Origin of the sequence: Rhodanobacter sp. Root480, from assembly GCF_001426645.1 — a bacterium.
Lineage (GTDB): Bacteria > Pseudomonadota > Gammaproteobacteria > Xanthomonadales > Rhodanobacteraceae > Rhodanobacter > Rhodanobacter ginsenosidimutans.
The window spans coordinates 287,174-303,619 of sequence record NZ_LMEX01000002.1 but is presented as its reverse complement, the minus strand read 5'-3'; the positions used below and the strand labels follow the sequence as shown (position 1 = coordinate 303,619).

The window sequence follows — 16,446 nt, the reverse complement described above, 5'->3', positions numbered from 1 at the left end:
TGGGATGCCCGGGTTTCAACGTCGCAATAGCCGGCCCGATCAGTTCGGCTGTGCCAGATCGTCCAGCAGTGCCTTGAGGAAACGCGCGGCTTCACCGCCGGTGGCGGCGCGGTGGTCGAAGGTCAGGCTGATCGGCATCCGCCGGTGTACTTCGATGCCGCCGATCACTGCGACCACGTCGTGGCTGAGTTTGCCGGCGCCGACGATGGCGACGGTCGGCGGCACCACTACCGGGGTGGCATAGCGGCCGGCGAACATGCCGAAGTTGGACAGGCTGATGGTGTGGCCGGACAGTTCCGACGAGGGGATCGAGCGATCTTCCACTTGCGCGCGCAGGCGCTTGATCGCGGCGCGCACGCCGGCGGCGTCCAGCACGTCGGCATTGCGCAGCGCGGGCACGAACAGGCCGTCGTCGGTGTCCACGGCAATGCCGATGTCCACGTGGGGGTGCTGGGTGCGGCTGAGGTTTTTGCCGTCGAACCAGGCGTTGAGCGCGGGCACGCTCTTGCAGGCGGCCACGATGGCGCGGATCAGGCGCGCGGTGATGTCCTGCTTGCCGATCCAGGCGTGCAGGTCGGCGTCGTCGACCAGGGTGGTGGGCACGACCTGCGCATGGGCGTCCGCCATCACGCGGGCCATGTTGCGGCGCACGCCCTTCAGTTGCTCGGGCTGGCCGCTGGCCTGCTGCGAGGGCGGTGCGGTGCGGACGGATTTGCCGGCGAGCGAAACGGGGCCGCGCTGGTCTTCCCTTCTCCCTTCGGGAGAAGGTGCCCGCAGGGCGGATGAGGGTTCGGGCGAAGCGTAGCGCCGCGCTTCGGCCGTACCCTCTCCCCCAGCCCCTCTCCCGGAGGGAGAGGGGAGCAGGGGCGCGCTGCCGTTGGCGGCCGCGTTCTTCACGTCCTTCAGCGTGACTACGCCGTCGGCGCCGCTGGGTGCCACGCGGGTCAGGTCGACCTTCAGCTTTTTCGCCAGCGCGCGCACGGCCGGCACGGCTTTCACGCCGCCGACCGAGGCGGCCTGTTCCACATGCACGGTGTTGCCGCTGACCATGGCGCCGACCACGGTGCCTTCGTCCTCGCGATCCACGCCTTTCACCGCGACTTCGCCGCCTTCATCGGACGCCACCACTTTCCGGGAATTGTCCGGGGCCGGGCTGCCCACGCTCTTGCGCGGGCCGTGGTGGTGGCCGGTGGATTCGGCTTCGGCGCGCTGCTTGGCGTTGGGGTCCGGTTCGAACTCGGCCAATGCGGCGCCGGTCTCGATCACGTCGCCGGGGGCGCCGTGCAATTTGGTGACCTTGCCGGTGTAGGGCGAGGGCACGTCGACGATCGCCTTGGCGGTTTCCATCGAGCACAGCGGCGCATCCAGCTTGATGCTGTCGCCCACTTTCACGTGCCACTCGACCACGGTGGCATCGGGCAGGCCTTCACCGAGGTCGGGCAGGTAGAACGTCTTGAGATCAGCCATTTGATTTCATCCGGGAATGGGGAATCGGGAATGGGGAATCGGAAGAGCGGGCTGGCAGCGCGATTTTGCTTTGCCTGTTCCCCATTCTCTATTCCCGATTCCCGGCGGTCAGCTCAGCTGACCGCCAATGTACGCTTCACTGCCGCGGTGATGCGTTCCACGCTGGGCATGTATTTCATTTCCAGGCGGAACAGCGGGATGTGGGTGTCGTAGCCGGTGACGCGCTCGACCGGGGCCAGCAGGTCGTAGAAGCATTCCTCGGACAGCCGCGCGGCGATCTCGGCGCCGAAGCCGGCGGTTTTCGGTGCCTCGTGCACGATCACGCAGCGGCCGGTCTTCTGCACCGATTCGGCGATGGTGTCGAAATCCAGCGGGGTCAGCGTGGCCACGTCGATCACCTCGGCGCTGATACCCTCGGCCGCCAGTTCATCGGCGGTTTCCAGGCATTCCTTCACCTGCGAGCCCCAGGTCACCAGGGTCACGTCGGTGCCGTCGCGCAGCACGAAGCACACATCCAGCGGCAGCGCCTCGCCGTCGTCGGGCACCTCTTCCTTGTACTGGCGGTAGATGCGCTTGGGCTCGAAGAAGATCACCGGATCGGGATCGCGGATCGCCGCCAGCAACAGGCCATAGGCGCGTGCGGGCGAGGAGGGCAGCACCACGCGCAGGCCGGGAATGTTGGTGAACAGGTGCTCGTTGGCCTCGGAGTGATGCTCCGGCGCGCGGATGCCGCCGCCCCACGGCGCACGGAAGACCGCCGGCACGGTGATGCGTCCGCGGGTGCGGCTGCGCATGCGTGCGGCGTGGCAGGCGATCTGCTCCATCATCGGGTAGATGAAGCCTTCGAACTGCGCTTCGGCCACGGCCTTCATGCCCTGGGCGGCCAGGCCCACGGTGACGCCGGCGATGGTGGCTTCGTCCAGCGGCGTGTCCAGCACGCGCAGTTCGCCGAATTTTTCCTGCAGGCCCTGGGTGGCGCGGAACACGCCGCCGTTGACGCCCACGTCCTCGCCCAGCACCACGACGCTGTCGTCGTGGGCCATCTCGTAGGCCAGTGCCTGGGTGACTGCTTCGACCAGTGTGATCTGTGCCATCTCAGTGCCCCTTCTGTTCGAGCGAAAGGACATAGTCGCGCTGCCTGGCCAGGTCGGCGGGCACCTCGGCGAAGATGTAGTCGAACATCGCCGTCACCGGCTGGGTGCGGGTTTCCAGGTAGGCGTTCACTTCGTTGTCCATCCACTCATCGCATTCGGCTTTCCAGGCTTCCTCTTTCGCGTCGTCCCACACGCCTTTGGCGGTCAGCCAGTTGCGCAGGCGCTTCATCGGATCCTTGGTCCAGGCTTCCTTCACTTCATCCTCGCCGCGGTAGCGGCGGGCGTCGTCCGCGGTGGTGTGGTCGCCCAGCCGGTAGGTGACCAGCTCGACCACGCTGGCGCCTTCGCCCTTGCGGGCGCGGTCCAGCGCGTCGCCCATCGCCTTGCGCACGGCGATGATGTCGTTGCCGTCGACCTGGATGCAGTCGAGGCCCGCGGCGATGCCTTTCTGCGCCAGCGTGGAGGCGCCGGACTGGATCCGGCGCGGTACCGAGATCGCCCACTGGTTGTTCACGATCACCGCCACCATCGGCAGGTTCTGCGCGCCGGCGATGTTGATGGCGCCGTAGAAATCGCCCTTCGACGAACCGCCATCACCCACCGTGCAGACGGCGACGCGCGGTTCCTTGCGGATCTTGAACGCCAGCGCGGAGCCGGCCGCGTGCAGGCACTGGGTGGCGATAGGCACCGACCAGGCGAAATCGTGGCGGGCGGGCTCGCGCTGGTAATCGTTGCCGCGCTCGTCGCCGCCCCAGTACATGTAGACCTCGCGCGGCTGCACGCCGCGGTACAGCTGGGCGCCGTATTCGCGATAGCTCAGGGTCAGCACGTCTTCGGGCTTCATGGCGCTGCCGACGCCCACGTGCGCTGCTTCATGGCCCAGGCAGCTGGCGTAGGTGCCCAGCTTGCCGGTGCGCTGCAGCGCCACCGACTTGGCGTCGAACACGCGGGTGGACAGCATGGTCTTGTACAGCCCGACCATGTGCTCGAGGTCATTGGCGAACGCGGGCAGGTCGTCCCGGATCTGCTTGCCCTCGGCATCGAGGTATTGCAGGTATTCAATTTCAAACTTGGCGGCGATAGTCACGACTCGCTCCGAGGTGGGGAATCTAGGGGGAACAAAGGCGGTGGATGGCGCCATGGCAGCTGAAAAATCATCCCGGCGCACGAAACCGCCCAGACAAGACCGCGCTTGATAACAGGCCCGTTCGTGGGGCGGCAAGGTACAGCGCAACATCGGTCACTGTATGAAAATCGTGTAAGCCTCTGTTGTGTGGAGGTTTTCAGGCGCTTCCTCAGGGCGCGGAACGAACATTGTAATTGCCCGCCCGGATCGATACGTCTGCCATAGGTCAAGACCGCACCGCCGGGCAGCCGTTACCATGGCCGCTTTGTAATGCATGGAATCGGCATGAGCGACAACCAGCGTGAGCTTGAGGAGGGCATCCAGACCGATCTCGACGGGCGGATGACGTACGGCGGTTACCTCCAGCTGGACACGCTGTTGTCGGCGCAGCGGCCGTTGAGCGATCCGCCTTATCACGACGAGATGTTGTTCATCGTGCAGCACCACGTGGCGGAGCTGTGGATGAAGCTCATGATCCACGAGATGAAGGCCGCGGTGGATCACCTGCAGCATGACCAGATCGATGCCTGCCTCAAGGTGCTGGCCCGGGTGAAGCAGATCCAGCGCCAGCTGTTCGAGCAGTGGGCGGTGCTGGAGACGTTGACGCCGTCGGAGTACCTGGAGTTCCGCCACGCCCTGGGCCCGTCGTCGGGCTTCCAGTCGCTGCAATACCGGCAGATCGAATTCCTGCTGGGCAACAAGCAGCCGGCGATGCTGGCCGTGTTTGCCCACGATGCGGTGGCCCAGGCCGCGCTTCGCGAGATCCTGGAGGCGCCGAGCCTGTACGACGAATTCCTGCGCTACCTGTCGCGTCGCGGCCACGCCGTGCCGGCGGAACTGCTGCAGCGCGACTGGGCCCAGCCGTACCAGCGCAGCGAGGCGCTGTTGCCGGCGATCAAGCGCATCTACGAGCATCGCGCCGATTTCTGGCCCGAATACCACATGTGCGAACAACTGGTGGATGTGGAGGAAAGCTTCCAGCTGTGGCGCTTCCGCCACATGAAGACGGTGGAACGCATCATCGGCCACCGCCGCGGCACCGGCGGCTCGTCGGGCGTGGGTTTCCTGAAAAAAGCGCTGGAGCTGGAGTTCTTCCCCGAGCTGCTGGACGTGCGCACCATTCTTGGCAGTTGATCCCATCGGCTGACGCGGATTTGTTGCGGCGCATTTGACGGCTTGCGCGGTGGGCAGGTACACCTTCGCGCATCCATTGAATTGATGCGTACGGAAACCATGACTCCAGCCACTACCAACGCGGCATCGAACGGCGTGCCGGCCTATCCACAAATGCTCGGCCACCCGCGTCCGCTGTGGATGCTGTTCATGTCCGAGTTCTGGGAGCGCTTTGCGTTCTACGGCATGCGCTGGGCGCTCACGCTGTACATCGTGGCGCAGTTCTACGGCGGTGACGATGCGGGCCAGGCATCCGCCAGTCGCACTTACGGCGCCTATCTGGCGCTGGTGTACGCCACCGCGGTGTTCGGTGGTTACGTGGCGGACAAGATCATCGGCTACCAGCGTTCGATCCTGCTGGGCGCGGTGGTGATGTCGGCAGGGTTGTTCATGGTGATGGTGCCGAACCATCAGGTGTTCATGTTCGGCCTGGCCACGGTCATCGTGGGCAACGGCCTGTTCAAGCCGAACATTTCCTCGATGGTGGGCCAGCTGTATGCGCCGGGTGATTCGCGCCGCGACCGCGGGTTCACGTTGTTCTACATGGGCATCAACGCGGGCGCGCTGATTGCGCCGGTGCTGACCAGCCTGCTGGCGACGCGCGTGTTCGGCACGCCGGGGCACCAGAACTACCACGTGGTCTTCGCCGCCTCGGGCGTGGGCATGCTGATCAGCCTGGTGTGGTTCTGGTTTGGTCGCCGCCAGCTCGGCATGGTGGGCCGCCCGGCACCGGAAATCGCCAGCCGCGTGCGCGTGGTGTGGGTGGCGCTGGGCGTGCTGGTGGCCATTCCGCTGGTGTACCTGCTGATGGATCGTGCCGGCGCGGTGGTGCTGCAGTGGTTGTTGACGGTGCTGTTCCTGGGCGTGGCGGTGATGCTGGTGGCCGAGGCGATCCGCACCGGCCGCGTGCAGATCCAGCGGGTGATCGCGATGCTGATCATCTTCACCTTCAACGTACTGTTCTGGATGTTCTTCGAGCAGGCCGGCAGTTCGTTCAACTTCCTGGCCCAGCACATCGTCGACCGCAACCTTGGCGGCTGGGACTTCCCCATCGGCTGGTTCCAGTCGGTGAACCCGGTGGCCATCGTGTTGCTGGCGCCGCTGGTGACGCTGGTGTGGGCATGGTTGGACAAGCGTCGCGCCGAGCCCTCCATTCCGCGCAAGTTCGGCCTGGGGCTGATCGGCAACGCATTGGGTTTTGCGGTGCTGATGTATGCGTTGTCCAACCTGGTCGGCAGCGACGGCATGATCCCGCTATGGACGCTGGTGCTGTGCTACGTGCTGCAGACCGCCGGCGAGTTGTGCCTGTCGCCGATCGGCCTGTCGATGGTGACCAAGCTGGCGCCGTTGCGGCTGGTGGGCCTGGGGATGGGCGGCTGGTTTCTCTCCACCGCCATCGGCAACAACCTGGCCGGGCTGTTTGCCGGCCACGTCAGCGGCGAGACCGGCATGACGGTGGAATCGGCGCTGTCCGGTTACACCATGGGCTTCTGGATCCTGCTGGGCGGCGGCGTGGTGTTGTTCCTGATCGCCCCGCTGATCAACAAGCTGATGCACGGGGTGCGCTGAGTGCCCCGCAGTTCTCCCCGGTAACCGATCACTGGTGATTGCGCGCGAGGGTGGCGCGTGACGCGGCCTGTCGCCGGTTGGGGCGCGCGACCGGCCGGTACATTGTCGACGATGCAGGAACCGCGCTTCTTGACCGCGGTTTCACCCTCCCCAGACCACGATGGCCGGGTAGACAGCGCTGCCTGAGCTGGGCGATCCGCGGTGACCGCGACCATGGCGGTGCCGCTGGCGGCGTTGTTCGGCACATGAAACCGGGCCTGCGCGTCCTGAAGTTTGCGGCGCTGGTCGCGGTGTCCTTATCTGCGTGGCATTGATGGCCATCGGTGTGTTCACCCGCATGCATCCGATATTTCGCTGACCCCGCTTGTGGCAGGGGCGCCGCAGGCGGGTGGCAGTGGTTGGTTCAAGCCCGATGAGGAGATTTCGATGAGCAGCGACAGCTTCGGCGCGCGCGACCAGTGGGTCGTCGACGGTACCGGTTACGAGATATACCGGCTTGATCGGGTCGAGACTGCGCATCGACTTCCCTACAGTCTCAAGGTGCTGCTGGAAAACCTGCTGCGCAATGAAGATGGCCGTCTGGTGACGCGCGAGCAGATCCAGTCGCTGGCGGATTGGCAACCCGGGGCGACCGATCAAAAGGAAGTGCAGTACACGCCGGCGCGCGTGCTGATGCAGGACTTCACCGGCGTGCCGTGCGTGGTGGATCTGGTGGCGATGCGTGACGCGATCATCGCGCTGGGTGGCGACCCGCAGCGGATCAACCCGTTGGTGCCCAGCGAGCTGGTGATCGATCACTCCGTCATCGTCGATGCCTTCGGCCACGACGGCGCCTTTTCCGCCAATGCGCAGCTTGAGTTCGAGCGCAACGTGGAGCGCTACCAGATGCTGCGCTGGGCGCAGCAGGCGTTCGACAATTTCAAGGTGGTGCCGCCGGACACCGGTATCTGCCATCAGGTGAACCTGGAATACCTGTCGCGCGTGGTGTTCACCCGCGAAGGGCCGGACGGCCTGCAGGCCTATCCCGATACGCTGGTGGGCACCGACTCGCACACGCCGATGGTCAACGGGCTGGGCGTGCTGGGCTGGGGCGTGGGTGGCATCGAGGCCGAGGCAGCCATGCTGGGCCAGCCGATGAGCATGCTGATTCCGCAGGTGGTCGGCATCAAGCTCACTGGCGAATTTCCGCCCGGCACCACCGCCACCGACCTGGTGCTGACCGTCGCCGAACTGCTGCGCAAGACCGGCGTGGTGGGCAAGTTCGTCGATTTCTACGGACCGGGAGTGGCCCGCATCCCGCTGGCCAACCGCGCCACGCTGGGCAACATGAGCCCGGAATACGGCGCCACCTGCGCGATCTTCCCGATCGACGACGAGACGCTTGCCTACCTGCGCCTGACCGGTCGTTCGGAGCAGCAAGTCCGCCTGGTCGAGGCCTACGCCAAGGCACAGGGGTTGTGGCACGACCCCGGCCAGGAAGCCGACTACTCGCAGACGCTGGAGCTGGATCTGGGCACGCTGGAGCCGTCCATTGCCGGCCCCAAGCGGCCACAGGACCGCATCCCCGTGCGGGTGGCGCCCGGCGCCGTCGGCGCGTTGCTGGCGGGGCAGACGTACGAAAATGCCATTCAGGGCCGTCTGGACGAAGCGATCGACGAATCGTTTCCCGCCAGCGACCCGGTGTCGATCGTGCGCAGCAGCGCCAGCGACGCGCCGCATTCGCCCGGCCATTGCGACCTCAAGCACGACTGGCCACACGCACCGGTCGACGTGGCCCTGGCCAACGGCGGCAGCGCGCGGCTCGACAACGGTCACGTGGTCATCGCCGCCATCACCTCGTGCACCAACACCTCCAACCCGCTGGTGATGATCGGTGCCGGCCTGCTGGCCAGACGCGCGGTCGAGAAAGGCCTGCGCCGCAAGCCCTGGGTGAAAACCTCGCTGGCGCCGGGTTCGCGCGTGGTTACCGATTACTACGACCGCGCGGGGCTCACGCCGTACCTGGACCAGCTCGGCTTCAACCTGGTCGGCTACGGCTGCACCACGTGCATCGGCAACTCCGGCCCGCTGATTCCCGAAGTGGCGGCGGCGGTGACCGAGCACGATCTCAATGTGTGTTCGGTGCTTTCCGGCAATCGCAATTTCGAGGGCCGCATCCATCCGCAGACGCAGATGAATTTCCTCATGTCACCCATGCTGGTGGTGGCCTACGCGCTGGTCGGCACGATGCACGTCAACCTGCTGCGGGATGCGCTGGGTACCGGTAGTGATGGCAAGCCGGTGTACCTGCGCGACATCTGGCCTTCGACCCGCGAGATCCAGGATGTGATCGACAGCTGCGTGAAGGCGGACATGTTCGCCCGTGGCTATGCCGACGTGTTCGCCGGCGACGACAACTGGCGCAGCCTGCCGCTGCCCGGAGGGAATGCCTTCCAGTGGAATGCCGATTCCACCTACGTGCGGCAACCGCCGTATTTCGATGGCGTGGGTCGCGAGCCGGTGCCGTTGACCGACATCCGCGGCGCGCGCGTGCTGGCCCGGCTGGGTGATTCGGTGACCACCGACCACATCAGCCCGGCCGGTGCGATCAAGCTCGATTCACCGGCGGGGCAGTACCTCGTCGCGCACGGCGTGGAGCGCAAGGATTTCAACTCCTACGGCTCGCGTCGCGGCAACCACGAGGTGATGATCCGCGGCACCTTCGCCAACATCCGCCTGCGCAATCAGCTGGCGCCGGGCACCGAGGGCGGCGTCACCCGCGACTTCACCCGGCCGGGTGCACCGGTGAGCACGATCTTCGACGCGTCGGTCAACTACATCGCCGCCGGCACGCCGCTGGTGATCCTGGCGGGCAAGGAATACGGCTCCGGCTCGTCGCGTGACTGGGCGGCGAAGGGCACGGCGTTGCTTGGCGTGCGTGCGGTGATCGCGCAATCGTACGAGCGCATCCACCGCTCCAACCTGATCGGCATGGGCGTGCTGCCGCTGCAGTTCCATGACGGCCAGAACGCGGACACGCTGGGTTTGTCCGGCGATGAGACGTTCGAGATCGCCGGCCTGGCCGGGCGCGAGGCGCCGGCGCGCGAGGTGCGGGTAAAAGCCATCGATCCGCAGGGCAGGGAGGTCGCGTTCGACGCCATCGTTCGCATCGACACGCCCGCCGAGGCGGCCTACTACCGTCACGGCGGCATCCTGCCCTACATGCTGCGCCAACTGCTGGACCCTGCGCCGGCCGCGGCCGGGACGTGAGCCGTCAGACCATCAGTTTGTCGATGATCCGCGTCAGCCAGTGCTGCTCCTCGAAATCCAGTTTCGCCAGCACTTCGCGTTCGCGCGCACGCGCCATCGGCGCCACTTCATCGTGCAGGGCCCAGCCGGCTTCGGACAGGCCGAGCACGGAGCGGCGCTTGTCGCCCGCATGGGTGGCGCGGGTGACGCGGCCCGCTTCCACCAATCGTGCCAGCGCGCGGCTCACCGCCACCTTGTCCATCAGGGTGCGCTCGGCCACTTCGCGGGCGGACAAACCATCGAAGCGGGCCAGTACGGCCATCACCCGCCACTCGGTCATGCTGAGGTCGTAGCGGCGCTGGTAGTCGTCGGCAATCGACTGGCTGATCGCGTTGGACAGGATCGACAACCGGTACGGCAGGAAGTGTTCCAGTTCGAGCGGCGCGTGCTCGGCGCTGGCGGGAATGCGTTTGCGGTCGGTCGACACTGCGGCAGTGCTCCTTGCAACTGGTTTCAGTTGTAACTATAACATTGGCATGCAAATCCTTTCGCGGGCGGCAGCGCATCCTTGCGGCGCTCAGAGTCAATTCGCCCGTGTTGAACCGGAGAGTGCCATGAACACCAAGCCCGATCCCGGCATGCAGGTCGCCACGTTCGAGAATCCGATGGGTATCGACGGTTTCGAATTCGTCGAATTTGCCGCGCCGCCCGGGCGCGCCGCCGAACTGCATACCCTTTTCCAGCGCATGGGTTTCGTCGCCGTGCTCAGGCACAAGCACCGCCCGATTATCGTCTATCGCCAGAACGACGTGAACTTCCTCGTCAACGAGGACCCCGACTCCTTCGCCGTGGCCTTCGCGCAGGCGCATGGCCCCAGCGCCTGCGGCTTCGCCATCCGCTTCCGCAAACCGGCCGCCGAGGTGCTGCGTGCCGTGCTGGGCAATGGCGGCGAAGCGTTCACCGAGAAGGCCGACAGCCGAGCGGTGAACGCACCGGTGGTGAAGGGCATCGGCGATTGCATGCTGTATCTGGTGGACCGCTACGGCGACGCGGGCAGCATCTACGACGGTGATTACCAACCCATCGAGGGCGCGGCGCAGAAACCGGCCGGCTTCGGCCTCACCTTCATCGACCACCTGACCCACAACCTGTATTTCGGCAACATGCAGAAGTGGTCGGACTACTACGAGCGCCTGTTCAACTTCCGCGAGATCCGCTACTTCGACATCAAGGGCGCCAAGACCGGCCTGGTATCGAAGGCGATGACCGCACCCGACGGCATCGTGCGCATCCCGCTCAACGAATCGGACGACCCGAAAAGCCAGATCAACGAATACCTCGATGCGTACAAGGGCGAGGGCATCCAGCACATCGCCTGCTTCACCGACGATATCTACGCCACGGTGGAAAAGATGCGCGCCGCCGGGGTGGAATTCCTCGACACGCCGGACGCGTATTTCGAGGTGATCGACGAGCGGGTGCCGAACCATGGCGAGGACGTGCCGCGGCTGGCGCGCAACAAGATCCTGATCGACGCCGACCCGGAAACGCACCAGCGCAAACTGCTGCAGATCTTCACCCAGAACTGCATCGGCCCGATCTTCTTCGAGATCATCCAGCGCAAGGGCAACGAGGGTTTCGGCGAGGGCAATTTCCAGGCGCTGTTCGAGAGCATCGAACGGGATCAGATGAAGCGGGGGGTGCTGTAAGGTCGGGGGCGCGTGGCCCTTCGACTTCGGCCCTGCGGGCCTACGCTCAGGGTGATCGGTGTGGAGACATTCCGTTGTCCCAGAAACCGATCCCCCTGAGCGTAGCTCCTCAGCAGCGAAATCGAAGGGCAAGCTGGCGAATCACTGACACGGCAAGGAAGCCAAAGAGATGGAATTCACCTTCTATATCCTCGAATGCGCCGACGGCAGCTTCTACATCGGTCACACCGACAATCTCGATCAACGGATGTCGCAGCACGATCAGGGCAAGGGTTGCGCATACACCTCGACTCGGCGTCCATTGAAGTTGATCCATGCTGAGGGTTTCGAGACGCGCTATGAAGCCCTGACCATGGAGCGCAAGCTGAAAGGCTGGAGTCGGGCGAAGAAGCTGGCGTACATGGCGGGTGACTGGAAGGAGATCGGTGCCCTTGGCAAGGGTAAACACAGGCATCAGCGTTAGGTGGCGGCCCTTCGACTTCGGCCCTACGGGCCTACGCTCAGGGAGAACGGCAGAAAAGCAACAGCCGCACCACACCGATCACCCTGAGCGTAGGCCCGCAGGGCCGAAGTCGAAGGGCAAGCCAGCGAACAGCCTATTCGGAGAATCAGCAGTGAACGTGCCATCGCACTACCAATCCGGTTTCACCAACGAGTTCGCCACCGAAGCCATCGAAGGCACGCTCCCGGTCGGTCAGAATTCCCCGCAGCGCGTAGCCCACGGTCTCTACGCCGAGCAGCTCTCCGGCACGGCGTTCACCGCGCCGCGCCACGCCAACCGGCGCAGCTGGCTGTACCGGATTCGCCCCGCCGCGGTACACGAGCCGTTCCTGCCGCTGACGCACGCCACCTTCCACAACCGGTTCGATGAAGCGCCGGCCACGCCCAACCAGTTGCGCTGGGATCCGTTGCCGCTGCCCGACGCACCCACCGATTTCATCGACGGCCTCACCACGCTGGCCGGCAACGGCGGGCCGGCCGAGCAGGCGGGCGTTGGCATCCACCTCTATGCCGCAAACCGCTCGATGCAGGGCCGGTTTTTCTACGATGCCGACGGCGAGCTGCTGATCGTGCCGCAGCAGGGGCGCTTGCGGCTGGCGACCGAGTTGGGCGTGATCGAGATCGAGCCGCAGGAAATTGCGGTGATTCCCCGCGGCGTGCGTTTCCGCGTGGACGTGATCGACGGCGAGGCGCGCGGCTATGTTTGCGAGAACTTCGGCGCGCTGCTGCGCCTGCCCGAGCTGGGGCCGATCGGTTCCAATTGCCTGGCCAACACGCGCGACTTCCTCACCCCATGCGCTGCCTATGAAGACGTCGATGGCGCGTTCGAGCTGGTGGCGAAATTCCAGGGTGCGCTGTGGTCGGCGAAGATCGATCACTCGCCGCTGGACGTGGTTGCCTGGCACGGCAATTACGCGCCGTACAAATATGACCTGCGCCGCTTCAACGCGATCGGTTCGATCAGCTACGACCATCCCGATCCGTCCATCTTTACCGTGCTTACCTCGCCCAGCGATACCGCGGGCACGGCCAATGTGGACTTTGCGATCTTCCCGCCGCGCTGGCTGGTGGCGCAGCACACGTTTCGTCCGCCGTGGTTCCATCGCAACGTGGCCAGCGAATTCATGGGGCTGATCGCCGGCGTCTACGACGCCAAGGCCGAGGGTTTCGTGCCCGGCGGCGCGTCGTTGCACAATTGCATGAGCGGGCACGGGCCGGACGCGGCCACGTTCGAGAAGGCGTCGAACGCCGACCTGTCGAAAGCGGACGTGATCGGCGGCACCATGGCTTTCATGTTCGAGACGCGCAAGGTGATCCGCCCCACCGCGCAGGCGCTGGCCTCGCCGCAATTGCAGGGCGATTACTACACCTGCTGGCAGGGCATCGCGAAGCATTTCGATGGTGGAAACAAACCGTGATGCGTACGGCTTTCGTCGTCGCCGGCGCGCTGCTGCTGGCCGCCTGCGGCAGCCCCGACCAGCCGGCGGCCGCGCCGGTGGCATCGGTCAGCTCGGCTGTCACGCCAGCGATGGCGAACACCGCACCTGCCTCATTGGCGCGCTACGACGGCTACGGTGATGTGCGTTTCGGCATGGACGAAGCGGCGTTCGCCGAAGCTTGGCGTGGTGAGTTGAAGGGCGCACCGTCACTGGGGTCGGGCTGTTTCTACAAGACGCCGAAAGGGGTGACGCCGCCGGCGGATATCGCCTTCATGTTCGAGGGCGGCCATTTCGTGCGCTACGACGTCGGTACCGCGAAGGGGACTGCGCCGGGCGGCGGCAAGGTCGGCATGGACGAGGCGCAGATTCGCGCGCTGTACGGTGCGCGCATCGTGACGCAGCCACACAAGTACGTCAGCGGCGCAAACTACCTGCGCATCGCAGCGCCGCACGGCGACGAGGTGCTGGTGTTCGAGACCGATGCGCAGGGCAGGATCACGCGGTGGCGCGTCGGTGTGCCACCACAAATCGATTACGTGGAAGGTTGTGGTTAGATGAATCCGGAGTCCCGATGAAACTTGCAACTCTCAAGGAAGGCGGCCGCGACGGCACGCTGGTGGTGGCCAGCCGCGACCTCACCCGCGCGGTTCGCGCCAGCGGCATCGCCGCGACGCTGCAGGCCGCGCTGGACGACTGGTCCAACACCGCGCCACGGCTCAACGCGCTGTCCGAGGATCTGAATGCGGGCACCGCGACGGGCGCGTTCGCGCTGGACATGCACGCGCTGGCGTCGCCCTTGCCGCGCGCCTACGAATTCGTGGATGGCAGCGCCTACCTGCCGCACGTCGAGCGCGTGCGTCGCGCCCGTGGCGCCGAGGTGCCGGCGTCGTTCTATACCGACCCGCTGATGTACCAGGCCACCAGTGCGGGTTTTCTGGCGCCGCGCGATCCGGTGGTCGTGCCCGCCGAGGATGTCGGCATCGACCTGGAGGCCGAGGTGGTGGTGGTCACCGACGATGTGCCGATGGCCGCCACGCCGGCGCAGGCCTCGGCACACATCCAGCTGGTGGGTCTGATCAACGACGTGAGCCTGCGCGGCCTGATACCCGGCGAACTGGCCAAGGGTTTCGGCTTCCTGCAGAGCAAGCCGCGCTCGGCGTTGTCGCCGGTGCTGGTGACGCCCGATGAATTGGGCGAGGCATGGCAGGGCGACAAACTGCACCTGCCGATGCGCACCTGGCTCAACGACGCGTGGTTCGGCGAAGCCGAGTGCGGCGTGGACATGCAGTTCAGCTTTGCCGAACTGGTGGCGCACGTGGCGCGCACGCGCCCGCTCACCGCCGGCACCATCATCGGCTCGGGCACCATCGCCAACCAGGACATCGGCAAGGGCGCCTCCTGCCTGGCCGAGCAGCGCACGGTGGAAACTCTGCGCGACGGCCAGCCCAGCACGCCGTTCCTGAAATTCGGCGACCGGCTGAAGATCGACATCACCGATGCCGACGGCCGCTCGATCTTCGGTTCGATCGAGCAGCGGGTCGAGCCGCTGGCGCGCTGACGGTCCAGTATGTTTTTGTAGGAGCGCACCCTGTGCGCGAAGCTCTTCAGCACGTTGCGACAAAGACATCGCGCACAGGGTGCACTCCTGCGAAAAGCCTGCGGTGGGTTGTCGCGATCATGGCGGGAATTGATCCGAATCAAGGTGCCGCGGCGGGCACCCCGACAGACTTGCTCCATGGCCACTCCCATCATCCCTCCCGAATTCGATCCTGCGCTGGTTGCCCGCTATGACGTGGCGGGCCCGCGCTACACCAGTTATCCCACCGCGCCGCAGTTCACGCCCTCGTTCGACGAGGCGGCCTTGCGACAGGTGATCCGCGCCTCCAACGAGGAGCCGATCCCGCGGCCGCTGTCGCTGTACGTGCACGTGCCGTTCTGCATGAGCCCGTGTTTCTACTGCGGCTGCAACCGGGTGATCACCCGCGACATCGGCCAGGCGGATCGCTACCTGGAGCGCCTGTACCGTGAGATCGAGCTGGCGGCACCGCTGTTCGACCGCGACCGGCCGGTGCGCCAGCTGCATTTCGGCGGAGGCACGCCCAACTTCCTCGACGTGCCGCGCATGCGCGAGTTGATGGAATCGCTGGCGCGCCATTTCAGTTTCAGCCAGCAGGCCGAGCGAGAGTACGGCATCGAGCTGGACCCGCGCTTTGCCGATGGTGAATACGTGCATGCGCTGGGCGAGCTGGGCTTCAACCGGATGTCGGTCGGCATCCAGGATTTCGATCCGGCGGTGCAGGAGGCGGTCAACCGCATCCAGAGTTTCGAGCAGACACAGGAAGCCATCGTGGCCGCGCGCGAGTCGGGCTTTCGCTCGGTCAGCGTGGATCTGATCTACGGGCTGCCGAAACAGAACCTGGATGGTTTCAGCCGCACGCTGGACCAGGTCGTGGCGCTGCACCCGGACCGGGTGGCCGTTTACGGTTACGCGCACCTGCCGGAGATGTTCAAGGCGCAGCGGCAAATCGTCGCGGAGGAGCTGCCGGATGCCGGCACGCGACTGGCCTTGTTCGGCCGCGCGCTGGCGCAGTTGTCCGCCGCCGGCTACGTTTACATCGGCATGGACCACTTCGCCCGTGCCGACGACGAGCTGGCTGTGGCCCAGCGCGCCGGCACCCTGCAGCGCAATTTCCAGGGCTACTCGACCCACGGCGACTGCGACATCATCGGCCTGGGCGTCAGCGCCATCAGCCGCATCGGCGACAGCTACAGCCAGAGCGCGCGCGACCTTACCGGCTACTACGCCACGCTGGATGCCGGCCGCCTGCCGGTGGCCCGCGGCCTGCTGCTGGACGAGGACGACGTGATCCGGCGCGAGCTGATCGGCGAGTTGATGTGCCACGGTTGCGTGGACAAGCCGCGTTTCGGCGAGCGCCACCGGCTGATTTTCGACGAATATTTCGCCGCCGCACGCCAGCGGCTGCAACCGTTGATCGCCGACGGCCTGCTGCTCGAAGACTCCACATCGCTACAGGTGACCTCGCCGGGGCGCCTGCTGTTGCGTATCATCGCCATGTGCTTCGATGCCTATCTCGATGGGCAGTCGCACACACCGCGTTATTCACGCGCGATCTGATCCG

13 protein-coding genes are annotated in these 16,446 nt (G+C 65.7%); 9 read left to right on the top strand and 4 right to left on the bottom strand.

Features of this window, described 5'->3' with window-relative positions; all coding sequences use genetic code 11:
* Nucleotides 1–39: 39 nt before the first annotated feature.
* From ASD22_RS08490 to pdhA, 3 genes are all read right to left on the bottom strand, one after another.
* Nucleotides 40–1,467 (bottom strand): dihydrolipoamide acetyltransferase family protein, encoded by a 1,428-nt coding sequence (locus ASD22_RS08490; protein WP_056081765.1) that lies wholly within the window; start codon nt 1,465–1,467, stop codon nt 40–42.
* A gap of 113 nt (nt 1,468–1,580) precedes the next feature.
* Nucleotides 1,581–2,561 (bottom strand): alpha-ketoacid dehydrogenase subunit beta, encoded by a 981-nt coding sequence (locus ASD22_RS08485; RefSeq protein ID WP_056081762.1) that lies wholly within the window; start codon nt 2,559–2,561, stop codon nt 1,581–1,583.
* A gap of 1 nt (nt 2,562) precedes the next feature.
* Entirely contained in the window at nt 2,563–3,648 is a 1,086-nt protein-coding gene (pdhA, locus tag ASD22_RS08480) for a pyruvate dehydrogenase (acetyl-transferring) E1 component subunit alpha (protein ID WP_056081760.1), read from the bottom strand.
* A 324-nt stretch (nt 3,649–3,972) separates the two neighbouring features.
* On the opposite strand from pdhA, the gene ASD22_RS08475 reads away from it, so the two are divergent.
* From ASD22_RS08475 to ASD22_RS08465, 3 genes are all read left to right on the top strand, one after another.
* A complete protein-coding gene (locus tag ASD22_RS08475; RefSeq protein WP_056081757.1) occupies nt 3,973–4,821 on the top strand; it encodes a tryptophan 2,3-dioxygenase family protein in 849 nt (282 codons plus the stop codon).
* A 99-nt stretch (nt 4,822–4,920) separates the two neighbouring features.
* Nucleotides 4,921–6,429 (top strand): peptide MFS transporter, encoded by a 1,509-nt coding sequence (locus tag ASD22_RS08470; RefSeq protein ID WP_056084015.1) that lies wholly within the window; start codon nt 4,921–4,923, stop codon nt 6,427–6,429.
* Between the two features lie 426 nt (nt 6,430–6,855).
* On the top strand, nt 6,856–9,678 hold the full coding sequence (locus ASD22_RS08465) for an aconitate hydratase (protein ID WP_056084012.1): 2,823 nt from the start codon (nt 6,856–6,858) through the stop codon (nt 9,676–9,678).
* 4 nt (nt 9,679–9,682) lie between these two features.
* Here ASD22_RS08465 and ASD22_RS08460 read toward each other — a convergent pair whose 3' ends face one another.
* Entirely contained in the window at nt 9,683–10,144 is a 462-nt protein-coding gene (locus ASD22_RS08460) for a MarR family transcriptional regulator (RefSeq protein ID WP_007080440.1), read from the bottom strand.
* Between the two features lie 127 nt (nt 10,145–10,271).
* Here ASD22_RS08460 and hppD point away from each other — a divergent pair, with 127 nt between their 5' ends.
* The 6 genes from hppD to hemN all read left to right on the top strand — a co-directional run bounded on the left by hppD (nt 10,272) and on the right by hemN (nt 16,442).
* Nucleotides 10,272–11,366: a 4-hydroxyphenylpyruvate dioxygenase gene (hppD, locus tag ASD22_RS08455; protein WP_056081754.1), complete on the top strand. Its 1,095-nt coding sequence runs from the start codon at nt 10,272–10,274 to the stop codon at nt 11,364–11,366.
* Between the two features lie 169 nt (nt 11,367–11,535).
* The gene (locus ASD22_RS08450; protein ID WP_056081751.1) at nt 11,536–11,829 is read left to right on the top strand and encodes a GIY-YIG nuclease family protein; all 294 of its coding nucleotides are present in this window, start codon (nt 11,536–11,538) and stop codon (nt 11,827–11,829) included.
* 151 nt (nt 11,830–11,980) lie between these two features.
* A complete protein-coding gene (gene hmgA / locus ASD22_RS08445) occupies nt 11,981–13,285 on the top strand; it encodes a homogentisate 1,2-dioxygenase (RefSeq protein ID WP_056081749.1) in 1,305 nt (434 codons plus the stop codon).
* Complete coding sequence (locus tag ASD22_RS08440) at nt 13,285–13,860, top strand: hypothetical protein (RefSeq protein WP_056081746.1); 576 nt, start codon at nt 13,285–13,287, stop codon at nt 13,858–13,860. The genes hmgA and ASD22_RS08440 overlap by 1 nt, the downstream gene beginning before the upstream one ends.
* A gap of 17 nt (nt 13,861–13,877) precedes the next feature.
* Nucleotides 13,878–14,864: a fumarylacetoacetate hydrolase family protein gene (locus ASD22_RS08435; protein ID WP_056081743.1), complete on the top strand. Its 987-nt coding sequence runs from the start codon at nt 13,878–13,880 to the stop codon at nt 14,862–14,864.
* A 177-nt stretch (nt 14,865–15,041) separates the two neighbouring features.
* Nucleotides 15,042–16,442, top strand: coding sequence for an oxygen-independent coproporphyrinogen III oxidase (gene hemN, locus ASD22_RS08430; protein ID WP_056081740.1), 1,401 nt, complete (start codon nt 15,042–15,044; stop codon nt 16,440–16,442).
* Nucleotides 16,443–16,446: the final 4 nt, after the last annotated feature.

Coding starts and splice junctions, on each gene's coding strand:
- ASD22_RS08465 (WP_056084012.1), top strand. CDS start 6,856: ATGAGCAGCGACAGCTTCGGCGCGCGCGACCAGTGGGTCGTCGACGGT.
- ASD22_RS08475 (WP_056081757.1), top strand. CDS start 3,973: ATGAGCGACAACCAGCGTGAGCTTGAGGAGGGCATCCAGACCGATCTC.
- hemN (WP_056081740.1), top strand. CDS start 15,042: ATGGCCACTCCCATCATCCCTCCCGAATTCGATCCTGCGCTGGTTGCC.
- ASD22_RS08485 (WP_056081762.1), bottom strand. CDS start 2,561: ATGGCACAGATCACACTGGTCGAAGCAGTCACCCAGGCACTGGCCTAC.
- ASD22_RS08435 (WP_056081743.1), top strand. CDS start 13,878: ATGAAACTTGCAACTCTCAAGGAAGGCGGCCGCGACGGCACGCTGGTG.
- ASD22_RS08490 (WP_056081765.1), bottom strand. CDS start 1,467: ATGGCTGATCTCAAGACGTTCTACCTGCCCGACCTCGGTGAAGGCCTG.
- hppD (WP_056081754.1), top strand. CDS start 10,272: ATGAACACCAAGCCCGATCCCGGCATGCAGGTCGCCACGTTCGAGAAT.
- ASD22_RS08440 (WP_056081746.1), top strand. CDS start 13,285: ATGCGTACGGCTTTCGTCGTCGCCGGCGCGCTGCTGCTGGCCGCCTGC.
- ASD22_RS08470 (WP_056084015.1), top strand. CDS start 4,921: ATGACTCCAGCCACTACCAACGCGGCATCGAACGGCGTGCCGGCCTAT.
- ASD22_RS08450 (WP_056081751.1), top strand. CDS start 11,536: ATGGAATTCACCTTCTATATCCTCGAATGCGCCGACGGCAGCTTCTAC.